Raw genomic sequence first — 16,255 nt, forward strand, 5'->3', positions numbered from 1 at the left:
TGCAGCGCAGCTAGAGGGGGACACGAATGGAGAGTAGTGCCCCTCTCTCAGTGGGCAATATCAAATGTATAGACGATCAATCCCGTTCATATATTTGCGCAGGGCTTGTGGAATACGGATCGTGCCATCTTCCTCCTGATGGTTTTCCAGCAGAGGAATCAATATACGCGGCGAAGCTACAGCTGTATTGTTGAGGGTGTAGCAGAACCGTGTTTTGCCCTCAGCATCCCGATATCTAATGTTCGAACGGCGTGCCTGGAAATCAAGAAGATTGGACGACGAATGCGTCTCGCCATAGGCATTTCGGCTAGGCATCCAAGTCTCGATGTCGAGCTGTTTATAGGTTTTTTGCGACATATCTCCGGTACAGACAGCCATTACGCGATAGGGAAGCTCAAGCAGCTGCAACAGCTCTTCTGCATTCGCTGTAATCTCTTGAAAAACTTGCTCCGATGTCTCCAGGCTGGCTTCACAAATAATAACCTGTTCCACCTTCGAGAACTGGTGAACCCGATATAAACCATGCACATCTCTCCCCGCCGAACCTATCTCGTTACGGAAGCAGGTCGAGACAGCGGCAAGCCGGATTGGCTCAGTTACATCCACAATTTCGTTATCGTAGTACGAGATAAGTGGTACTTCCGAAGTACCAACGAGCCATTTATTCTCATCAGCTATGCGGAAGGTCTGCTCCTCGCCTAGCGGGAAAAAGCCCGTATTATACAAGGTTTCTTGCCGTACCATTAAAGGAACCTCGAGCAGGGTGAAGCCTTTTGTTGTGAGCAAGTCTACGGCTAACTGCTGTACCGCACGATGCAGAGCAGCTCCCGCACCGGTCAAATAATAGTTGCGGCTTCCGGCTGTTTTTACTCCGCGAGGGATATCGATCATTCGGTGAAGCTCGCCAAGAGTCACATGATCTTTGGGCTCATAGGTGAAGCTGGTTGGCTCGCCGATCCTTTTTACTTCCACATTGTCTTGATCCGAAAGGCCAATCGGCGTGTCTGGCGAGACGATGTTTGGAACATACAAGAGGAGATTCGTGTAACGCTGATGAACTTCTTTGTGTTCATTTTCAAACGTGCTGATACGCTTATTGATTTCTTTCATATAAAACTTCTTATGCTCGATGTGATAAAGGTCATCGCTGCGAATGAAGTGATTAATCTCTTCAATGGTCTGATTCCGTTCCTGCCGAAGCTGTTCAATCTCCTGCAGTAACGCCCGTCTCTTATCATCCCATTCCACTAACTCCGAAATCGAGATGGTGATACCTTTCTGATTGGCCGTGGTCTGAATAAGTTCTTGATTTTGTCTAATCCATTTGATGTCCAACATGGCACTCGCTCCTTTAATTTTGAGAATATAAAAAAGCGCTCAATCCTCCCATAATTGGGACGAAGAGCGCTTATTCTCGCGGTGCCACCCAAATTGATTAAACAGCATCACTGCTTAATCCACTTAGTTCCGCGGTAACGGGCGGGCCCGGTTAACTTAGGGGTTTCCCCTTGACGAGAACGCCTCCGAGTTGGATTCTCTTCATCGGCATAATCTTGATTTTTACTAGTATAGCGTATGCTCTGTATTTTATACAAGTGCTAATAATTTGCGCTGTAACTACAGGCTGATGCTGCTCTTGCTCCTATACTGCCGCTCTGTTTTATCCAAGGTCTGATCTCTATTCTCATCCCAAACATAGCTGAGCTCAAAGGTACCGTCCTCGAAGAACAGCGGGAATCGGCGTACAAACCAGTCCTGCATGGGCAGCTTCAGCGCGTCTTCTTTGTTCACCCACAGCAGCTCACCCTCTGGTGGATTCTCTAGCAGCTGTCCCTCAAACGAAGTCGCCAAATAATTAAACACCATATATCTAAGCTGCTTGCTTGGATCGCAAAATTCTTCTAACCCTTTATAAACAATATCTTTAACGATCAGGCCTGTCTCTTCACGAACTTCACGGATTGCTCCATTCACAATACTTTCGGGAAAATCAACCTTGCCCCCGGGAGCAATGTAGCCTGGGAAGCCCATTTTATCCGGTCGGTTAATTAATAGAACCTTATCCTTGTCCTGTACCATGCACATCGTATACATCTTATAGGTTATAGACATTTGTGTGTTCACCTATCCTAGTTGGATCATAATTGATAGATTTATATTACCATCTTAGTGGAAGAAGGGATATTACTCTGATAGCTGGATACGGCAGATTTTTTACGGAGGTTGATTTGAAATTTTTTCTAATTTTATGTTACAATTAAACAATGTACTTTGATTAAAGTTACCTAAATCAATTAACGGGGGATACTGTCGAGATGAGTAATCATGAATTTAAAATTGGTGTTTCCAATAAAGATGGACAGTTGGGGTTTATATCAGCGAGAGGCGGTTTAAGAAAAGGAGCAGGCAGAAGAAATATAGGGGTGACCAAAAAGGTTTCCTTAACTCTTACCGAAGAAATATGGGACAAAGTAGAGAAGCAGTGTCAGGAACAAGAGCTGTCGCGCTCGGAAGTGATCCGTAACATCATTAATTCCTATTATTCATAAATGCCCTTGAAGGCAGGTGAAGGTAATGCGGTTGGAGATTACAAAGGACTCCCTTATAGACGCCATTCAGCATGTGCTAAAAGCGGTATCAACGAATAATCCTATCGCCATATTAACAGGAATACACATAGAGGCAACCACACAAGGGCTGACTGTGACGGCCAGCAACTCAAGTATGAAGATTCAATACATGATTGCTCAAGACGATCGTTGTATGAAGGTGCAAAGAGCAGGCGGGATCGTTGTTCCAGCGCGATATTTTCATGAGGTCATCCGTAGATTTGATGCAGGAGTCATTACAATAGAACAGATGGAACCGTTCATTCTTACGATTGTGTCCGGTCATTCCCGGATTCGATTAAGCGGAATGGATCCAGCACAATTTCCAGTTACAACAACAGCGAGCACTTCTTTGTTGAAGTTAAGTGTGAACAATGCCACACTGAAGACATCCATTAAGCAGGTGGCTGCTGCTGCCTCTACTTCGGAGACTCGTCCTGTATTAACAGGTATTCATATGGTATGTCAAAATGAATGGCTTAGTCTGGCTGCTACAGATGGAATCCGTCTTGCCTCTCGTTCTATACCAATAGACAGACAGGCTGACCTCGATGCTGATATCATCATTCCCAGTAGGAATTTAATTGAGGTTGCCAGACTATTGGATGAGGAGACTGCCAGAGCAGAAATAGAAATTGGTCACCATTACATAAGCTTTGGAGTAGGCCGAATTCAGCTTCAATCCGTATTACTTGAGGGCGTATACCCGTTTATAAAAAATTTCATTCCCACCTCTTATTTGACAGAGATTGTTGTGGATACTTTCTCTTTCCTTCGTGCTCTTGAACGGGCAACGGTGTTTGCGAGTGAAAGTGTCATTCGGTTATCAGTAGCTGCAGATCGATTAAGCCTATTGTCTCGTACAGCCGAAATAGGAGAGGTTCATGAGGAAGTGCTTTTAGAGCAAATCATCGGTGATCCTTTCAAAATCGCAGTGAATGGCAGGTTTCTTATTGATCTTCTTCGTTTTATGGATAGCCATTATATCCGTATAAGATTCACCGGACATAATAGTCCAATTATGATACTGCCAGCGGACGAGCAAGCTGCAGCTATATTCCTAATCACCCCCGTCAGAACAGTAGAACAGTAGAAGTAGAAGTAGAAGTGGAGTGATACGAGATGAGCGAGCATGACATTATCAATCGAACACAACTGCCTGTTACGGTAAGTGGTATGGTTCACGACCTCAAACAGTTAGGGATTCAAGAAGGCGATCATGTTCTTGTTCATTCCTCTTTGTCCAGCCTTGGATGGGTGTGCGGTGGTGCTCAGGCCGTTATTCAAGCACTATTACAATCGATCGGGGACGCTGGAACGCTGGTCATGCCAGCGCAAAGTGGAGATTGGAGCGATCCTGCCGAATGGGGAAATCCTCCTGTGCCTGAGGAATGGATCGATATTATATATAAAGAAATGCCAGCCTTTGATGCAAAGGTTACTCCTACACGGGGAATGGGGAAGATTGCAGAGCTGTTCCGGACTTATCCGGGAACACTGCGTTCTAATCATCCACAGGTTTCTTTTTGCGCTAATGGCCGACATGCCTCGTATATTGTGGCAGACCATCCCTTAACCCCGCAGTTTGGTAAGGATTCACCACTGGGCAAGCTTTATGCTGCAGATGCAAAAGTGCTGCTGCTCGGAGCTGGCTTCGATTCCTGCACGAGCCTTCATCTTGCTGAGACGAGGCTTCAAGGGATGCCAACCAAAAAGATGGGCGCAGCGATGATGGTGAATGGTCGGCGGTCGTGGAAATGGTTTATGGATTATGCTTACAGCTCCGATGATTTTGAAGAGCTCGGAAGGCATTTTGCAGGTGAAGGTACGGTCACCATCGGTCAAGTTGGCCAAGCGGAAAGTATACTGCTTGATATGAAGGAAGCGGTTGATTACGCAGGCGAGTGGCTGGCCAATCATCGTTATTATTCTTGATCCTTATAGCAGAGTGGAGTCGAGGGATATGATAGAGCGATTCATGTATAGAGCAGTATGGAAAGAAGAGCAAGCAGCTGAAGGCCTGCAGGCATTGAAGCTGGATAACCAGGCCATCAGCCTGATGAAGCAGGGCCGTTTAATGACGGCAGCTGCGTTCCATTGGAACAATAATGTTTTCCTATACTACGAGTGTATGGATGGACCTATCCTGCCCGAAGAACTCGCAAGTGCGGCCATGTCGTATTTGAAGGATTGGCCCGGGCAAGAGGAGCCACGGCAATGGATCCGTATGGTCGACGTATTCCACTTTAATGAACCGGCGGGCGTAGAACATTGGCAGCGCAAGCATCAAGTGGAAAGACGAGTTGGCCGGGTCGCGCATTTGAAGCCGGAGATGGTCAGCAGCTACATTTACTACCATTACCAGCTTCAGGAGGAGCGGGCGTTCTTTGGCCCCAAATATGAGATCATCGGCATGCATGAGAATCTCCTGTTCGGCTATCAGGAGTTCCCGAATGTGACGGAAGAACCCGTCGTACCAGGGCGCCTCCGAACGAAGGGGACGCCAGGGAACTGGAGCGATTCGAGGATGGATCTACATTTTCAGCCATGGGAAGATGGGCATCTGTACTTTAAGCCAATTGAGCAGATTTATGCTTATTACTCTGGAGATTTGACGTAACCCAGGCTCTGTATAGATCATTAACCGTGCCTATGGAAGATCAACCGAAGCCTGTCCCGGAACGGTTGAAATAAAATCGCACATAAATAACCGCAGGGGCCCTGCGGTTATTTATTATTCCATGTCACTCCATACCAGGGACGATCGTTAATGGAATCTCAGCCTGACGATACGCCGCTGCTTCATAAGCATCGAGGCGATTATCCGTAATAATCTCATCGAACATATCAATTCCAGCGAAGATGGCCAGTGAGTTATAGCTGAATTTCGTTGAATCTGCTAACAGCACTGTTTTCCCCGCAGCATCCATGGTGGTTTGTCTGGCCCCGACTAGATTAGGTGACCAGGCCATTGCTCCCTTTGTAAGAGAGACGGCCTCACAAGTAAGGAACGCCACGTCTACCGTAAGGGAATTGATCATTTTCTCCGTATAAATCCCATCGAGGCTGTAAGCCCACTTACTCACTCTTCCGCCTGTGCAATAGACATCAAAGCTCCCGAACCGCTCCTCATTAGATAACATTAGTGCGGTGTGCAGGTCGCGGGTAATAATCTTGAGCCCTCTGAACGATTCAAGCTCATCCACCATCGCAGCTACTGTTGTACCAGCATCAAGGATGATGCTCATGCCGTCTTGAATATGTTTGACCGCTTCCCTGGCTATCGCTGTTTTCTCTGATCTGTGTTCATTCGCGCGCTGCTCGTATTTCGAGCCCATGAATCGTTTTACTTTGAGGGCACCGCCATGAAACCTCTGAATTTTCCCTTCTGACTGTAAGAGGTCCAGATCACGTCGGATCGTCATCTTGGAGACGTTAAATTGTTCAGCGAGCTCGAGAATGGTTAATTGAGGCCTTGAGTCCAATAGCATCATAATTTCGTGGCGGCGTGTTCCTATTAACAACATAATCTCCTCCTCCTACCGGGTGCTAATAATGTGACATACAATGTCATGTCCGTGTTCAATTGTGTGAAAATTCTGTATACTTTCTTTCGTTTCTGTGATATAAGGTAGATATGAGGTAGTTTTATGTGACTTAGATGTGATTTTAGTTTACTTAATATTCAGATAATTTGCCACTATTTCATTGAGAATTTCTAAAATCGAGTCATCTACGTTGCAATTATGTTAGATATATTGACATAAAATTTTTGTGAGGGGTGAACAACATGTTCTTTCGTTATCAAGGAACAGCATTTGACCGCCATTTCTTACCGCGCTTAACGACCAAAGAGGTTGCTGCAATGCCCAAAGACGATGTATTACTCATTCTTCCGGTTGGTGCAGTGGAGCAGCATGGTCCTCATATGCCGGTCTTCACGGATACGCTGATTGGAGAAGCGATGCTGGCAGAGGCATTCGAACATTTGCCGGAGGATTCACCGATCTGGCTGCTGCCATCTGTAAGTTACGGGAAGAGTACCGAGCATATTGGTCATCCGGGGACGATTACCCTTTCGGCTAAGACGCTGATGGCTGTGCTGGAGGATATTGCGGCCTCTCTGGCGAGAAGTGGATTCCGGAAGCTGTTGTTATTTAATACGCATGGCGGCAATGCCGAATTGCTTGGCATGATGGCCCGCGAGATTCGGATTGCGACGGGGCTTGAGGTATACAGGCTTGATCCTGGGGCGGTTGGCTACAGTGATTTGTTCATAGATGATGAGGAAAAAGCCTGCGGTATTCATGCCGGAGATGTAGAGACGTCACTTGTTATGGCCGTGTGCCCTGATTGGGTTGATGCAGAGCTCGCTCCACGGGAAATGCCGCGGTTTCCAGATTCCCGTTCGTTCTCCTTCAGATCTCGCTCCTTCGCTTGGGTTATGGATGACATCTCCCGCAGCGGGATAGCAGGGGATGCAACTAAAGCAACGGCTGAGAGAGGTGAGGCGATGCTGAAGAAAGCAGGGCCGCTATTGGCAGAAGCGCTGATGGGTATTGCAAAGTTCGAGATGGACTCATTGAAGAACGGATAGGTGATTGCTTTAAGCCGCAATAGTGACAATTCTTTTTAGGAGGGACTTGAGATGTCGACAATCACGCAGGCTAAAGAATGGGTGAAAATGGAAAGGTTGTCCAAGGTGTACCCGAACGGAACGGTTGCGGTGAAGGAGGTCGACCTGACCATCCATGAGGGAGAATTTCTTTGCTTTGTTGGACCTTCGGGCTGCGGGAAGTCCACGATCTTCAAGATGATAACAGGCTTGTCCAATCCAAGCAGCGGTACGCTGCAGGTAATGGGGACAACAGCGAGCGACGCTCGCAAGCAATCCGATACAGCATTTGTCTTCCAGGATCATACGCTGCTTCCTTGGAACTCGGTCATTGATAATGTGACGCTGCCGCTCGCACTTCGTGGAGTACCACGCAAGGAACGTCAGCGGGAAGCGGAACGAGTGCTCGAGATGGTTGGACTGAAGGACTACATGAGGTCAATGCCGCGTGAGTTATCCGGGGGGATGAAGATGCGTGCTTCTATCGCACGCGCCCTTGTCTCCAAACCAAAGCTATTGCTGATGGATGAACCATTTGGTGCGCTGGATGAAATTACCCGCCAGACCCTGCAAATTGAACTTCTTGAGCTGTGGCGTCAAGATCCTGAAATGACGGTGCTGTTCGTTACTCATAACGTATTTGAAGCTGTATTTCTATCTACTCGTATCGCCGTCATGACACCTCGGCCGGGCAAGATCGCCGAGCTGATTGATGTACCGGTACCTTTTCCCCGTGATGAGACATTCCGTACAACCCCGGAATTTGGGCAGATCGTCCGTTCCGTATCGTTGGCCCTTAAGCATTAGAGAGGAGGAAGAAGCATGATGAAGGACTGGATGGTTGAGATGCAGGCTGCAGTTGGGGAAGAGAAGCTGCTGTCAAATCCCGAACAGGTAGATAAATTATCGAAGGATTATTATTGGTATTCCCCCGTGCTGGTGCCGCTGCTTCAAGATAAACGTGCGGAGGCTATTGCTATACCGCATACAGTGGACGAAGCAGCTCAGGTGCTGGCTTCTGCCTGGAAACGACGGGTTCCCGTAACCACCCGAGGTGCGGGTACCGGTAACTACGGGCAAGCGGTACCGCTCGAAGGCGGTATCGTTCTTGATCTAAGTAAGCTAGACCGGGTGCTCGAAGTGACCGATACGTATGCCCGCGTACAGGCGGGGGTTCGGCTGGGAGCGCTCGAGAAACTGCTGCGCACACAGGAGAAAGAGCTGAGAATTTATCCGAGTACTTATATGAAAGCAACAGTTGGCGGCTTCGTATGCGGCGGGTCAGGAGGAATTGGCTCCATCCATTGGGGCAACCTGTGGGACGGCAACGTTCTTGAAGCGGTTGTCCTCACTCTGGAAGAGACACCACGCAGGCTGACCGTCAAGGGTGATGAGCTGAAGGCCTACATCCACAATTACGGAACGACGGGAGTACTGGTTGAAGTGGTGATCCCGATTGCTGCCAAGGTTGAATGGACGCAGACGGTTGTACAATTCGATGATTTTGAAGCCGCCGCCCGTTTCTCTCATGCTGTTGCGGTAGATGACTCAATCCGCAAGCGGCTTGTTGCTCCGGTGGAATGGCCGATTCCATCCTTCTTTAAGCCCATTGCTGCAAAACTTGAAACGGGCAGCAGTGCTTGCCTGCTGGAGACAGCAGAGGGTAGTGAGGCGCAGCTAGCGGAACATGCTAGTGCAGCCGGAGGCCGAATCGGGTATACGATTGCACCGGAGCAATACCGAAAAGTGATCGGGCTGTCCGATTTTACATGGAATCATACGACGCTGTGGGCACTAAAGACGGATCCGACTGTAACCTATCTGCAAGCCGGCTTTGATAAGGACCGGTTCCTGGAGCAGATTCGTTCTATTAAAGAGAAGTTTGGCGATGAAGTGCTGATGCATCTGGAGTTTATGCGATCTGCTGGCGTTGTTGTTCCAGCTGCTCTGCCGGTTATCCGCTACACGACACATGAGAGGCTTTATGAGATTATTGCTTATTTTAACGCCATTGGCGTTCGTGTTAATGATCCTCATACCTGGGTTCTAGAGATGGGGGGCCGGGGAGAATGGCATGTGATGCACGAAGCCAAGCGGGATAATGATCCCCGTGGACTACTTAATCCGGGCAAGCTGCAAACGCCGGTCAGCACCGCTATGAATCAGGAGGGATAAACGATGCGAGAAGAGGTATTTACGAAACCGGAATTATCCTTTGGAACGTCAACTGCCCCTGGAAAGTCAACAAAGCTGGGAATGTCATGGTTTCAGAAAATGTGGAAGCGAATCGGACCGCCGGGTGTGGCCTTTATCTTATTCATCGGAGGCTGGGAGCTGTTCTGCCGATTATCTGGTCTTAAACCGTATTTGCTGCCTAAGCCTTCAGATATTGTGATGGCTGCATCGGAGAATGCGTCGAATTTGTGGGTATCCGTCTATACCACTATTACAGAAGCGGTGCTCGGCTTTCTTCTCAGCATTGTGCTTGGCGTTGGTTTCGCTATTCTGCTCGCCAGCTCAAAGCTTATTGAACGGAGCGTCTATCCTTACGCCATTATTATGCAGACCATTCCAATCGTTGCCATTGCCCCGATTATCGTCATTTGGTTTGGTGCAGGCATGAACGCTATTATCATTATTGCTTTCCTAATCGGATTTTTCCCGATGCTGTCCAACACGTTAATTGGTCTTAACTCGACCGACCACAACATGAAGAACCTCTTTTATCTTTACAATGCATCCCCTCTGCAATCCATGCTCCGACTACGTATTCCAGCTGCTCTTCCTTACATCGTGGCAGGGCTGAAAATCTCTTGTACGCTCGCTGTTATCGGCGCAATTGTTGGTGAGTACATTGCCGGTATCGGTGGAGGGAAAGGTGGACTAGGCTATGCCATTACGGTTGCTTCTTCCCGCCTGCAAACGGCTTATTTGTTCGCTTGCGGCTTATCTGCATCCCTGCTTGGTATCTTGTTCTTCCTGCTTGTTAATGCCTTCGCCAAATGGATGCTCAGCTCTTGGCATGAATCCGAGATGAATTCTTCCGAAGGCTAAACAACCGGATTAAATAGAAAGGAGAGATGTCGATTGCAATCACTTCATCTGGAAGCCATTAATGTGAAGCTTCCGCTGCAAGAAAACGAAGGGTTGTACACGGTATCGGTGAACGACGGCCGCTGGACGGCGATTGAGCGGCAGGAAGGTATTATTGTTTCTTCCGAGCATGTACCCATTCATTTGCTTGAGTACGACGAACTGCGGACGACTGCTCTTATTGACCTTGATGGCAAAGTGATGCTGCCGGGCTTCGTAGATGCCCATATGCATCTGGATAAAGCGTACTCGCTTCCTTGGGTCCGCAACCGGTCTGGTACCTTAATTGAGGCAATCGAGAACTACCGCTCTGTTGCACCAACCTTTACGAAGGAAATCATTCGTGACCGCATCGTGAAAGCCGCATTAAGCTCGGCTTCCTACGGATCGGCTATGCTGCGCAGCCATCTCGACGTACCGGTGCATCTCGGGCGTGATATGGCGATGCGAACAATTGAGGCTGCATTAGAAGCAAGGGAGATCGTCAGCGGAACGATTGATATTCAATATTTCCCGATGTTCTTCTATGATCCCGCATATGAGCGCGAACTGACCGACTTTTCCTCTGAAGCGCTTCGTATGGGAATTGATGGGGTTGGAGGCTCGCCACATCTGTCCCCAAATCCGGAGATCAATATCGCTTGGGCATTCAAGCTTGCTCAGAAATTTGATAAGCCGATTGATCTTCATTCGGATGAATCGGATGATCCATCGACGAAGACGATTGATATCTACTGTGATTACGTAAAAGCAGGCGGATACGGAGGCCGTGCGACAGCCGGACATCTTTGCTCCTTATCAGCAATGGAGCATCATGAGGCGGAACGGCTCATTGCGAAAATGGCCGATGCTGGAGTTGCGGCAGTTACTCTGCCGGCTGTGAACTTGTATTTGCAAGGCCGGGGAGATCGCGGGAATGTTCGTCGTGGTGTGACTCGGGTACGTGAGCTGGCGGAGGCCGGCGTTCCAGTCGCTGCTGCTTCGGACAATATCCAAGACCCGTTCCATCCGTTTGGCAGAGGAGATTTGCTGCAGATTGGTCTGATGACTGCTTACGCTGCTCATCTGGCCAAGGAGGAGGATATCGTCTCGGTTCTGCGAATGCTGACTTCCATTCCTGCTGCAATTACAGGTGTGCAGAATTACGGGATAGCAGCCGGCAATCCAGCTAGCTTTGTCATTATGGATGCTCGCTCTGAAGAGGAGCTGTTCCAGGAGCTGCCGTCGACGCGATGGGTTTATAACAAATCGAAGTGGACGTTTGCCTCGAAGCTGAGCCGGTTTGGGATGGAGCCCCGTTTCTCTGGAACGACCATTTCCCCTATCTAGATTAAACCGTACTTAGCGTGTTACGCGGTGTCTTTCCCAGCAAGAGGGATGCACATATAGATTAGATTACTTAGAGGATAAGGGAGGAAGAGAAACATGCTGACAACAACTGGAGCAAAGAAAAAGATAGGTGGACTCACCGCGCTTCTGGCCGTAACCCTCAGTCTGACTGCTTGCGGCAGCAATAATTCGTCAGGGGATTCAAAGGAACTCACGAAGGTTAGTCAGGTGACCAACTGGTTCGCGGAGCCTGAGCATGGCGGGCAATATGCGGCACTCTCTAAAGGCTTCTATAAAGAAGCGGGACTGGATATGACGATCCAATCCGGTGGACCAGGCATCTCTTCCACCCAGATCGTCGCCGGAGGCAAGGCGGAGTTCGGCATGGGGCAGGCGGATGAGATTTTGTTGGCACGTCAGAACGGAATCCCGCTTGTAGCGATTGCAGCAACGTTCCAGAAGAATCCGCAAGGGATCATGTTCCACAAGGGTCAATACAAAGATATTACGGAGCTTAACGGCAACAAAATCTTTGTCGGCAGCGGCGTCGTGTTCTGGGAGTATCTGAAGAAGGCTTACAGCCTCGACAAGGTTACCGAAATGAAATACACCGGTTCACTTGCTAACTTCGTGGCGGATCCAACGGCAGCGACGCAAATCTATGTCACTTCGGAGCCATTCTCGATGCAGCAGGAAGGCGTGGATGTGGATTATTTCCTCAACTACGACCTCGGCTATAAGCAATATGGCAATATCCTCTACACGACGGAAGATTACATGAAGAAACATCCTGATGTGGTTAAGGCTTACGTGCAAGCCTCCATTAAGGGCTGGGACTATTACAAAACAAATTCCGAAGAAATCAACAAAGTCATGCAAGAGAAAAATCCTGATCTGAAGCTGGAAGCGATGGCCTTTGGCGCCAAAGCCCAAGAGCCGCTTGTCTATGGCGGCGACGCTGAGGCGAATGGCGTTGGCTATATGAGCAAAGACATTTGGTCCGGTCTGCAGGATCAGTTAATTGACATGGGACTGCTGAAGAAAGCAGAGCCGATCGACGATGTCTTTACGAATGAGTTCTTGCCAGGCAAGTAATTGTTGAAAATAGAGTGGACTAAGGCTGGAGCCGCCGCATGCTGGTATGCGCGGCTCTCGCTTTATCAAGGGGAGATAGGAATGGCAAACGTACTGGTCATCTATTTCAGCGCGTACGGACATATTCACAAGATGGCGGAGGCTGCTGCAGAAGGGGCAGTCAGCGAGGGGCATGTGGCAAAGCTGGTGCGCATTCCTGATTTTCTCCATCCGGATAACATTACGGCGCTGCTAGATCATCCGGAACGCAGGCGGGGGGCAGAGGACAGCGGGTTGTCCGGCACCTTCCGGGTCGGAGGCAGATGGGAAAAGTACGAAGCGGCGCAAGAGGTTCAACAGTCCGTTCCGTTGGCAACCGCTGATGATTTGCGCTGGGCCGACGGGATTGTGTGGGGTTTTCCCACGTATTACGGCTCTATGCCCGCGCAAGTAAAATCATTCCTTGATCTGTCGGGCAGTTTATGTGCGAGTGGAGAGTTGGAAGGGAAGCCGACCGGCGTTATGACGAGTGCAGGATCGATTCATACCGGACATGAAGCGACGATATTGACGTCAATCATACCGCTCTTACACTTCGGGATGATATACGTGGGATTGCCGTATTCGCAAAATCCGGAATATTTGACGGCCGATGCGATCGGTGGTTCACCGTATGGGCCTTCTACGTTAGCTGGCCCTGACAGTTCTAGATCACCAGATGAGCGTGAGCTGCGGATGGCTGGAAGGCTAGGTGCTCGTGTAGCAAGATTTGCAGCAGCAACCATAGGCATAAAATGAATGGCGGGGATATAATGACGATACCATTTGAACTACTTCTTTCTCAGGTAAGGCTGCCTGGCAGCAACGGAGTGATAGACATTGGGATTACCGGCGGTATCATTGCTGCAATCGGCAGCTTGGCTGGATCTGCCTCCAAAGAAATCGTTCATACCCAAGGGAAATTGCTGATCCCTCCATTCGTTGAATCCCATGTTCATCTAGATACGACCTTAACGGCGGGTGATCCCTTATGGAATGAAAGCGGCACGTTATCGGAAGGGATATCGATATGGACTTCTCGTAAAAAACAGCTTACGCGTGAAGATGTCCTCGTTCGAGCGGAGCGTACACTAAAGCTGTTTCTGGGCTATGGCGTTCTGCACATGCGCGCAATGGTCGATATCGGTGACCCTCAGCTTACGGCGCTGCGGGCTGTGTTGGAACTGAAGGAGAGTTATCGGGAGCTCATCAATATCCAAGTCATTGCTTTTCCGCAGGACGGCATTGTCGCTTACCCAGATAATGAAGCCCGAATGGAAGAGGCGCTTCGGCTTGGAGCAGATGGTGTCTCTGCAGTTCCTCATCTGGAGCGGACCCGCGAGGATGGCGTGTTAAGCCTTCGCAAAGCATTTGGCATGGCAGAGCGTTACGGTGCGTTTGTTCATATCTTCTGCGATGAGACAGATGACGAGGCTTCTCGCTATCTGGAGGTATGTGCTTCGCTTGCCTTATCGACTGGGCTTGGTGCCAAGGTAACTTGCGCTCATGCAAATGCTGCCGCTTATTACAATGAGTCATACTTTCAGAAGCTGCTTGGTCTAGTGCGTCAATCCGGTATTTCGATCGTGGCCTGCCCTCTAATCAATAGTGTCATGCAGGGGCGGTACGATACGAGTCCGAAGGGGCGGGGAATTACGCGTATTCAAGATTTCCACCGGGACGGCATCAACGTTGCGTTAGCCCATGACGATATCCGTACGCCATTTTATCCGCTTGGAACAGGAAATCCGCTGGATGCTGCTCATATGGCAGCCCACTTGGCTCATATGTCTGGCCGACAGGACTTGCAGGATCTCGTTGGCATGATCACAACAGGTGGAGCCAAAGCTATGAATATAGGAAAAACTTACGGCTTCGACAATGGCTTACTTCGAATCGGTGATCCTGCGTCATTCCTGCTGTTTGAAGCGGCTGATACAGGCGAATTAATCCGGACGCGCCAAGCACCACGCTGCGTATATCGGAAAGGCTTGCTGGTCGCAGAGACAAAGCCTGCTGTCACGAGTCTTCTGAATACAGCGGACGGAAGAATTACGATTCCTTAAATAACACGAAAGAGTGCCTGCGGGGCACTCTTTTTGTGTTTCCGAAACAGGGGGACTGCCCGCATATATAAAGGACACGCCGCATAAGACGTAAGTAGTCGATTTTTCAAGGGGTGTTGCAGGCCGATGAGCAGGAAATTTATCAATTCTCCAACTGCCTATGCTCTGGGCATGTTTGCGATGATGGTGCCAAGTCAGGCTTTTGCGTCCTTCTTTAATTACTATTATGTGGAAAAGCTGGGCCTCAGCCTCGGGTTAGCCACGATTGCACGTACGATCTATCTGATCTGGGATGCGGTCAACAATCCGATGGCGGGCTATTTGTCCGACAGGACCCGTACGCGTTACGGCCGGCGGCGGCCGTGGATTTTTTTCTCCACGCCAGCTTTTATGCTTGTATTCATTATGGTCTTCTCCGTTCCGAAGGGGCTTGGCAATACGGAGTTATTCGTCTGGCTGCTTACTTCATTAGTTTTGTTCGAGGGGATCGCAACACTGCTATGGGTGAACTACGGGGCATTGTTTCCAGAGCTGTTCGAGGGAGACCGGCTGCGGGCGAAAGCATCCGCGGTCCAGCAGGGATTCCAGATCGTAGCGATTTTAATTGGAACAGCGCTGACTCCAATTCTGTACGAAGCGATTGGCTTCGGATGGATGTCGGTTATCTACTCGTTTATCTTCGGCATATTCATGACCTGGTTTGCCCTCTCCGTGCGGGAGAAGGACAGTACCCATCAGGAAGCACCGCTTCCGCTTCTTGCGTCATTTCGTGAGACACTGACGAATAAGCCGTTCTGGATATTTAATATTGCAGGCTCTTTTGCACAGACGGTGAATGGTCTCCTCGCAGCCTTACTTCCCTTTTATGCCAAATATGCGCTCAACATTTCGGAGGGGGAGGTATCTATCCTGATGGGAGCCGTCTTCGTCTCCATTATTCCGCTTGTAGCGATATGGTATTTGATCTCCCGGAAGCTTGGTGGTCTTCACAGCTGGCGGCTTGCGCTCGCCGTATATGCGGTGTCCGTTATTCCGCTTTGGTTCGCAGGTAATCTTGGCAGCGGCATTGCTGCTGGTATTGTTGTTGGCTTTGGCATGGCGGGCTTTCTGGTCACTCCGGCTATGCTTAGTGCTCGTATTATTGATCTTGACGCGGAGAGGACCGGGCAAAGAAGAGAAGGCATTTACACTGCGGTTGCCGGGTTCATTACACGGTCGAGTGGACTTATTGCGGCGCTTGCCTTCTGGATTGTTGGTCTTATTTACGGATACCAGAGTGGTGATGAACCTGGACCTCATCCGGAGACAGTTTTCCGCGTGCTGATCTGTATGGTACCTTTTATTTTACTGACGTTGTCATTTGTTATCTCCTTGTTTATGAGGAATTTAGAAGCTCGTGGTCAATCGGACCAGGCGGTATGATATGATAA

At 49.2% G+C, this 16,255-nt stretch carries 16 protein-coding genes; 13 read left to right on the forward strand and 3 right to left on the reverse strand.

The genetic code is table 11. From position 1 onward, the window contains the following. Positions 1–60: 60 nt before the first annotated feature. Positions 61–1,338, reverse strand: coding sequence for a serine--tRNA ligase (gene serS / locus AB4Y93_RS22505; RefSeq protein WP_441895259.1), 1,278 nt, complete (start codon positions 1,336–1,338; stop codon positions 61–63). Positions 1,339–1,617: 279 nt separating this feature from the next. After that, positions 1,618–2,112, reverse strand: a complete 495-nt coding sequence (locus tag AB4Y93_RS22510; RefSeq protein ID WP_441895261.1) for an 8-oxo-dGTP diphosphatase — start codon at positions 2,110–2,112, stop codon at positions 1,618–1,620. Between the two features lie 203 nt (positions 2,113–2,315). Between AB4Y93_RS22510 and AB4Y93_RS22515 the strand changes: the two genes are divergently transcribed. The 4 genes from AB4Y93_RS22515 to AB4Y93_RS22530 are packed head-to-tail and all read left to right on the forward strand — an operon-like array spanning position 2,316 to position 5,229. Further along, positions 2,316–2,549 (forward strand): ribbon-helix-helix protein, CopG family, encoded by a 234-nt coding sequence (locus tag AB4Y93_RS22515; RefSeq protein WP_441895263.1) that lies wholly within the window; start codon positions 2,316–2,318, stop codon positions 2,547–2,549. Between the two features lie 25 nt (positions 2,550–2,574). After that, positions 2,575–3,702, forward strand: a complete 1,128-nt coding sequence (dnaN, locus tag AB4Y93_RS22520; RefSeq protein WP_441895264.1) for a DNA polymerase III subunit beta — start codon at positions 2,575–2,577, stop codon at positions 3,700–3,702. Between the two features lie 29 nt (positions 3,703–3,731). After that, positions 3,732–4,544: an aminoglycoside N(3)-acetyltransferase gene (locus AB4Y93_RS22525; protein ID WP_441895266.1), complete on the forward strand. Its 813-nt coding sequence runs from the start codon at positions 3,732–3,734 to the stop codon at positions 4,542–4,544. Between the two features lie 28 nt (positions 4,545–4,572). Beyond that, positions 4,573–5,229 (forward strand): hypothetical protein, encoded by a 657-nt coding sequence (locus AB4Y93_RS22530; RefSeq protein WP_441895268.1) that lies wholly within the window; start codon positions 4,573–4,575, stop codon positions 5,227–5,229. Between the two features lie 124 nt (positions 5,230–5,353). On the opposite strand, the gene AB4Y93_RS22535 is transcribed toward AB4Y93_RS22530, so the two are convergent. Next, the gene (locus tag AB4Y93_RS22535) at positions 5,354–6,136 is read right to left on the reverse strand and encodes a DeoR/GlpR family DNA-binding transcription regulator (RefSeq protein WP_441895270.1); all 783 of its coding nucleotides are present in this window, start codon (positions 6,134–6,136) and stop codon (positions 5,354–5,356) included. 263 nt (positions 6,137–6,399) lie between these two features. On the opposite strand from AB4Y93_RS22535, the gene AB4Y93_RS22540 reads away from it, so the two are divergent. The 9 genes from AB4Y93_RS22540 (at position 6,400) to AB4Y93_RS22580 (ending at position 16,247) form a co-directional block, all read left to right on the forward strand. Further along, positions 6,400–7,206 (forward strand): creatininase family protein, encoded by an 807-nt coding sequence (locus tag AB4Y93_RS22540; protein ID WP_441895272.1) that lies wholly within the window; start codon positions 6,400–6,402, stop codon positions 7,204–7,206. A gap of 51 nt (positions 7,207–7,257) precedes the next feature. Then, complete coding sequence (locus AB4Y93_RS22545) at positions 7,258–8,031, forward strand: ABC transporter ATP-binding protein (protein WP_167281520.1); 774 nt, start codon at positions 7,258–7,260, stop codon at positions 8,029–8,031. A 15-nt stretch (positions 8,032–8,046) separates the two neighbouring features. Then, positions 8,047–9,399 (forward strand): FAD-binding oxidoreductase, encoded by a 1,353-nt coding sequence (locus AB4Y93_RS22550; protein WP_441895274.1) that lies wholly within the window; start codon positions 8,047–8,049, stop codon positions 9,397–9,399. Between the two features lie 81 nt (positions 9,400–9,480). Beyond that, positions 9,481–10,278: an ABC transporter permease gene (locus AB4Y93_RS22555; protein WP_441895509.1), complete on the forward strand. Its 798-nt coding sequence runs from the start codon at positions 9,481–9,483 to the stop codon at positions 10,276–10,278. Between the two features lie 33 nt (positions 10,279–10,311). Then, positions 10,312–11,646: an amidohydrolase family protein gene (locus tag AB4Y93_RS22560; protein ID WP_441895276.1), complete on the forward strand. Its 1,335-nt coding sequence runs from the start codon at positions 10,312–10,314 to the stop codon at positions 11,644–11,646. Positions 11,647–11,742: 96 nt separating this feature from the next. Further along, positions 11,743–12,741, forward strand: coding sequence for an ABC transporter substrate-binding protein (locus tag AB4Y93_RS22565; protein WP_441895278.1), 999 nt, complete (start codon positions 11,743–11,745; stop codon positions 12,739–12,741). Positions 12,742–12,822: 81 nt separating this feature from the next. After that, entirely contained in the window at positions 12,823–13,518 is a 696-nt protein-coding gene (locus AB4Y93_RS22570; RefSeq protein ID WP_441895279.1) for an NAD(P)H-dependent oxidoreductase, read from the forward strand. A 14-nt stretch (positions 13,519–13,532) separates the two neighbouring features. Then, the gene (locus AB4Y93_RS22575; RefSeq protein WP_441895281.1) at positions 13,533–14,825 is read left to right on the forward strand and encodes an amidohydrolase family protein; all 1,293 of its coding nucleotides are present in this window, start codon (positions 13,533–13,535) and stop codon (positions 14,823–14,825) included. A 126-nt stretch (positions 14,826–14,951) separates the two neighbouring features. After that, positions 14,952–16,247, forward strand: a complete 1,296-nt coding sequence (locus tag AB4Y93_RS22580) for an MFS transporter (RefSeq protein WP_441895282.1) — start codon at positions 14,952–14,954, stop codon at positions 16,245–16,247. Positions 16,248–16,255 lie beyond the last annotated feature (8 nt).

Source organism: Paenibacillus sp. YAF4_2, from assembly GCF_052113225.1.
Lineage (GTDB): Bacteria > Bacillota > Bacilli > Paenibacillales > Paenibacillaceae > Pristimantibacillus.

Coding starts and splice junctions, on each gene's coding strand:
- AB4Y93_RS22580 (WP_441895282.1), top strand. CDS start 14,952: ATGAGCAGGAAATTTATCAATTCTCCAACTGCCTATGCTCTGGGCATG.
- AB4Y93_RS22555 (WP_441895509.1), top strand. CDS start 9,481: ATGTCATGGTTTCAGAAAATGTGGAAGCGAATCGGACCGCCGGGTGTG.
- AB4Y93_RS22570 (WP_441895279.1), top strand. CDS start 12,823: ATGGCAAACGTACTGGTCATCTATTTCAGCGCGTACGGACATATTCAC.
- serS (WP_441895259.1), bottom strand. CDS start 1,338: ATGTTGGACATCAAATGGATTAGACAAAATCAAGAACTTATTCAGACC.
- AB4Y93_RS22535 (WP_441895270.1), bottom strand. CDS start 6,136: ATGTTGTTAATAGGAACACGCCGCCACGAAATTATGATGCTATTGGAC.
- AB4Y93_RS22545 (WP_167281520.1), top strand. CDS start 7,258: ATGTCGACAATCACGCAGGCTAAAGAATGGGTGAAAATGGAAAGGTTG.
- AB4Y93_RS22525 (WP_441895266.1), top strand. CDS start 3,732: ATGAGCGAGCATGACATTATCAATCGAACACAACTGCCTGTTACGGTA.
- AB4Y93_RS22510 (WP_441895261.1), bottom strand. CDS start 2,112: ATGTCTATAACCTATAAGATGTATACGATGTGCATGGTACAGGACAAG.
- AB4Y93_RS22565 (WP_441895278.1), top strand. CDS start 11,743: ATGCTGACAACAACTGGAGCAAAGAAAAAGATAGGTGGACTCACCGCG.
- AB4Y93_RS22575 (WP_441895281.1), top strand. CDS start 13,533: ATGACGATACCATTTGAACTACTTCTTTCTCAGGTAAGGCTGCCTGGC.
- AB4Y93_RS22540 (WP_441895272.1), top strand. CDS start 6,400: ATGTTCTTTCGTTATCAAGGAACAGCATTTGACCGCCATTTCTTACCG.
- AB4Y93_RS22550 (WP_441895274.1), top strand. CDS start 8,047: ATGATGAAGGACTGGATGGTTGAGATGCAGGCTGCAGTTGGGGAAGAG.
- AB4Y93_RS22515 (WP_441895263.1), top strand. CDS start 2,316: ATGAGTAATCATGAATTTAAAATTGGTGTTTCCAATAAAGATGGACAG.
- AB4Y93_RS22530 (WP_441895268.1), top strand. CDS start 4,573: ATGATAGAGCGATTCATGTATAGAGCAGTATGGAAAGAAGAGCAAGCA.
- dnaN (WP_441895264.1), top strand. CDS start 2,575: ATGCGGTTGGAGATTACAAAGGACTCCCTTATAGACGCCATTCAGCAT.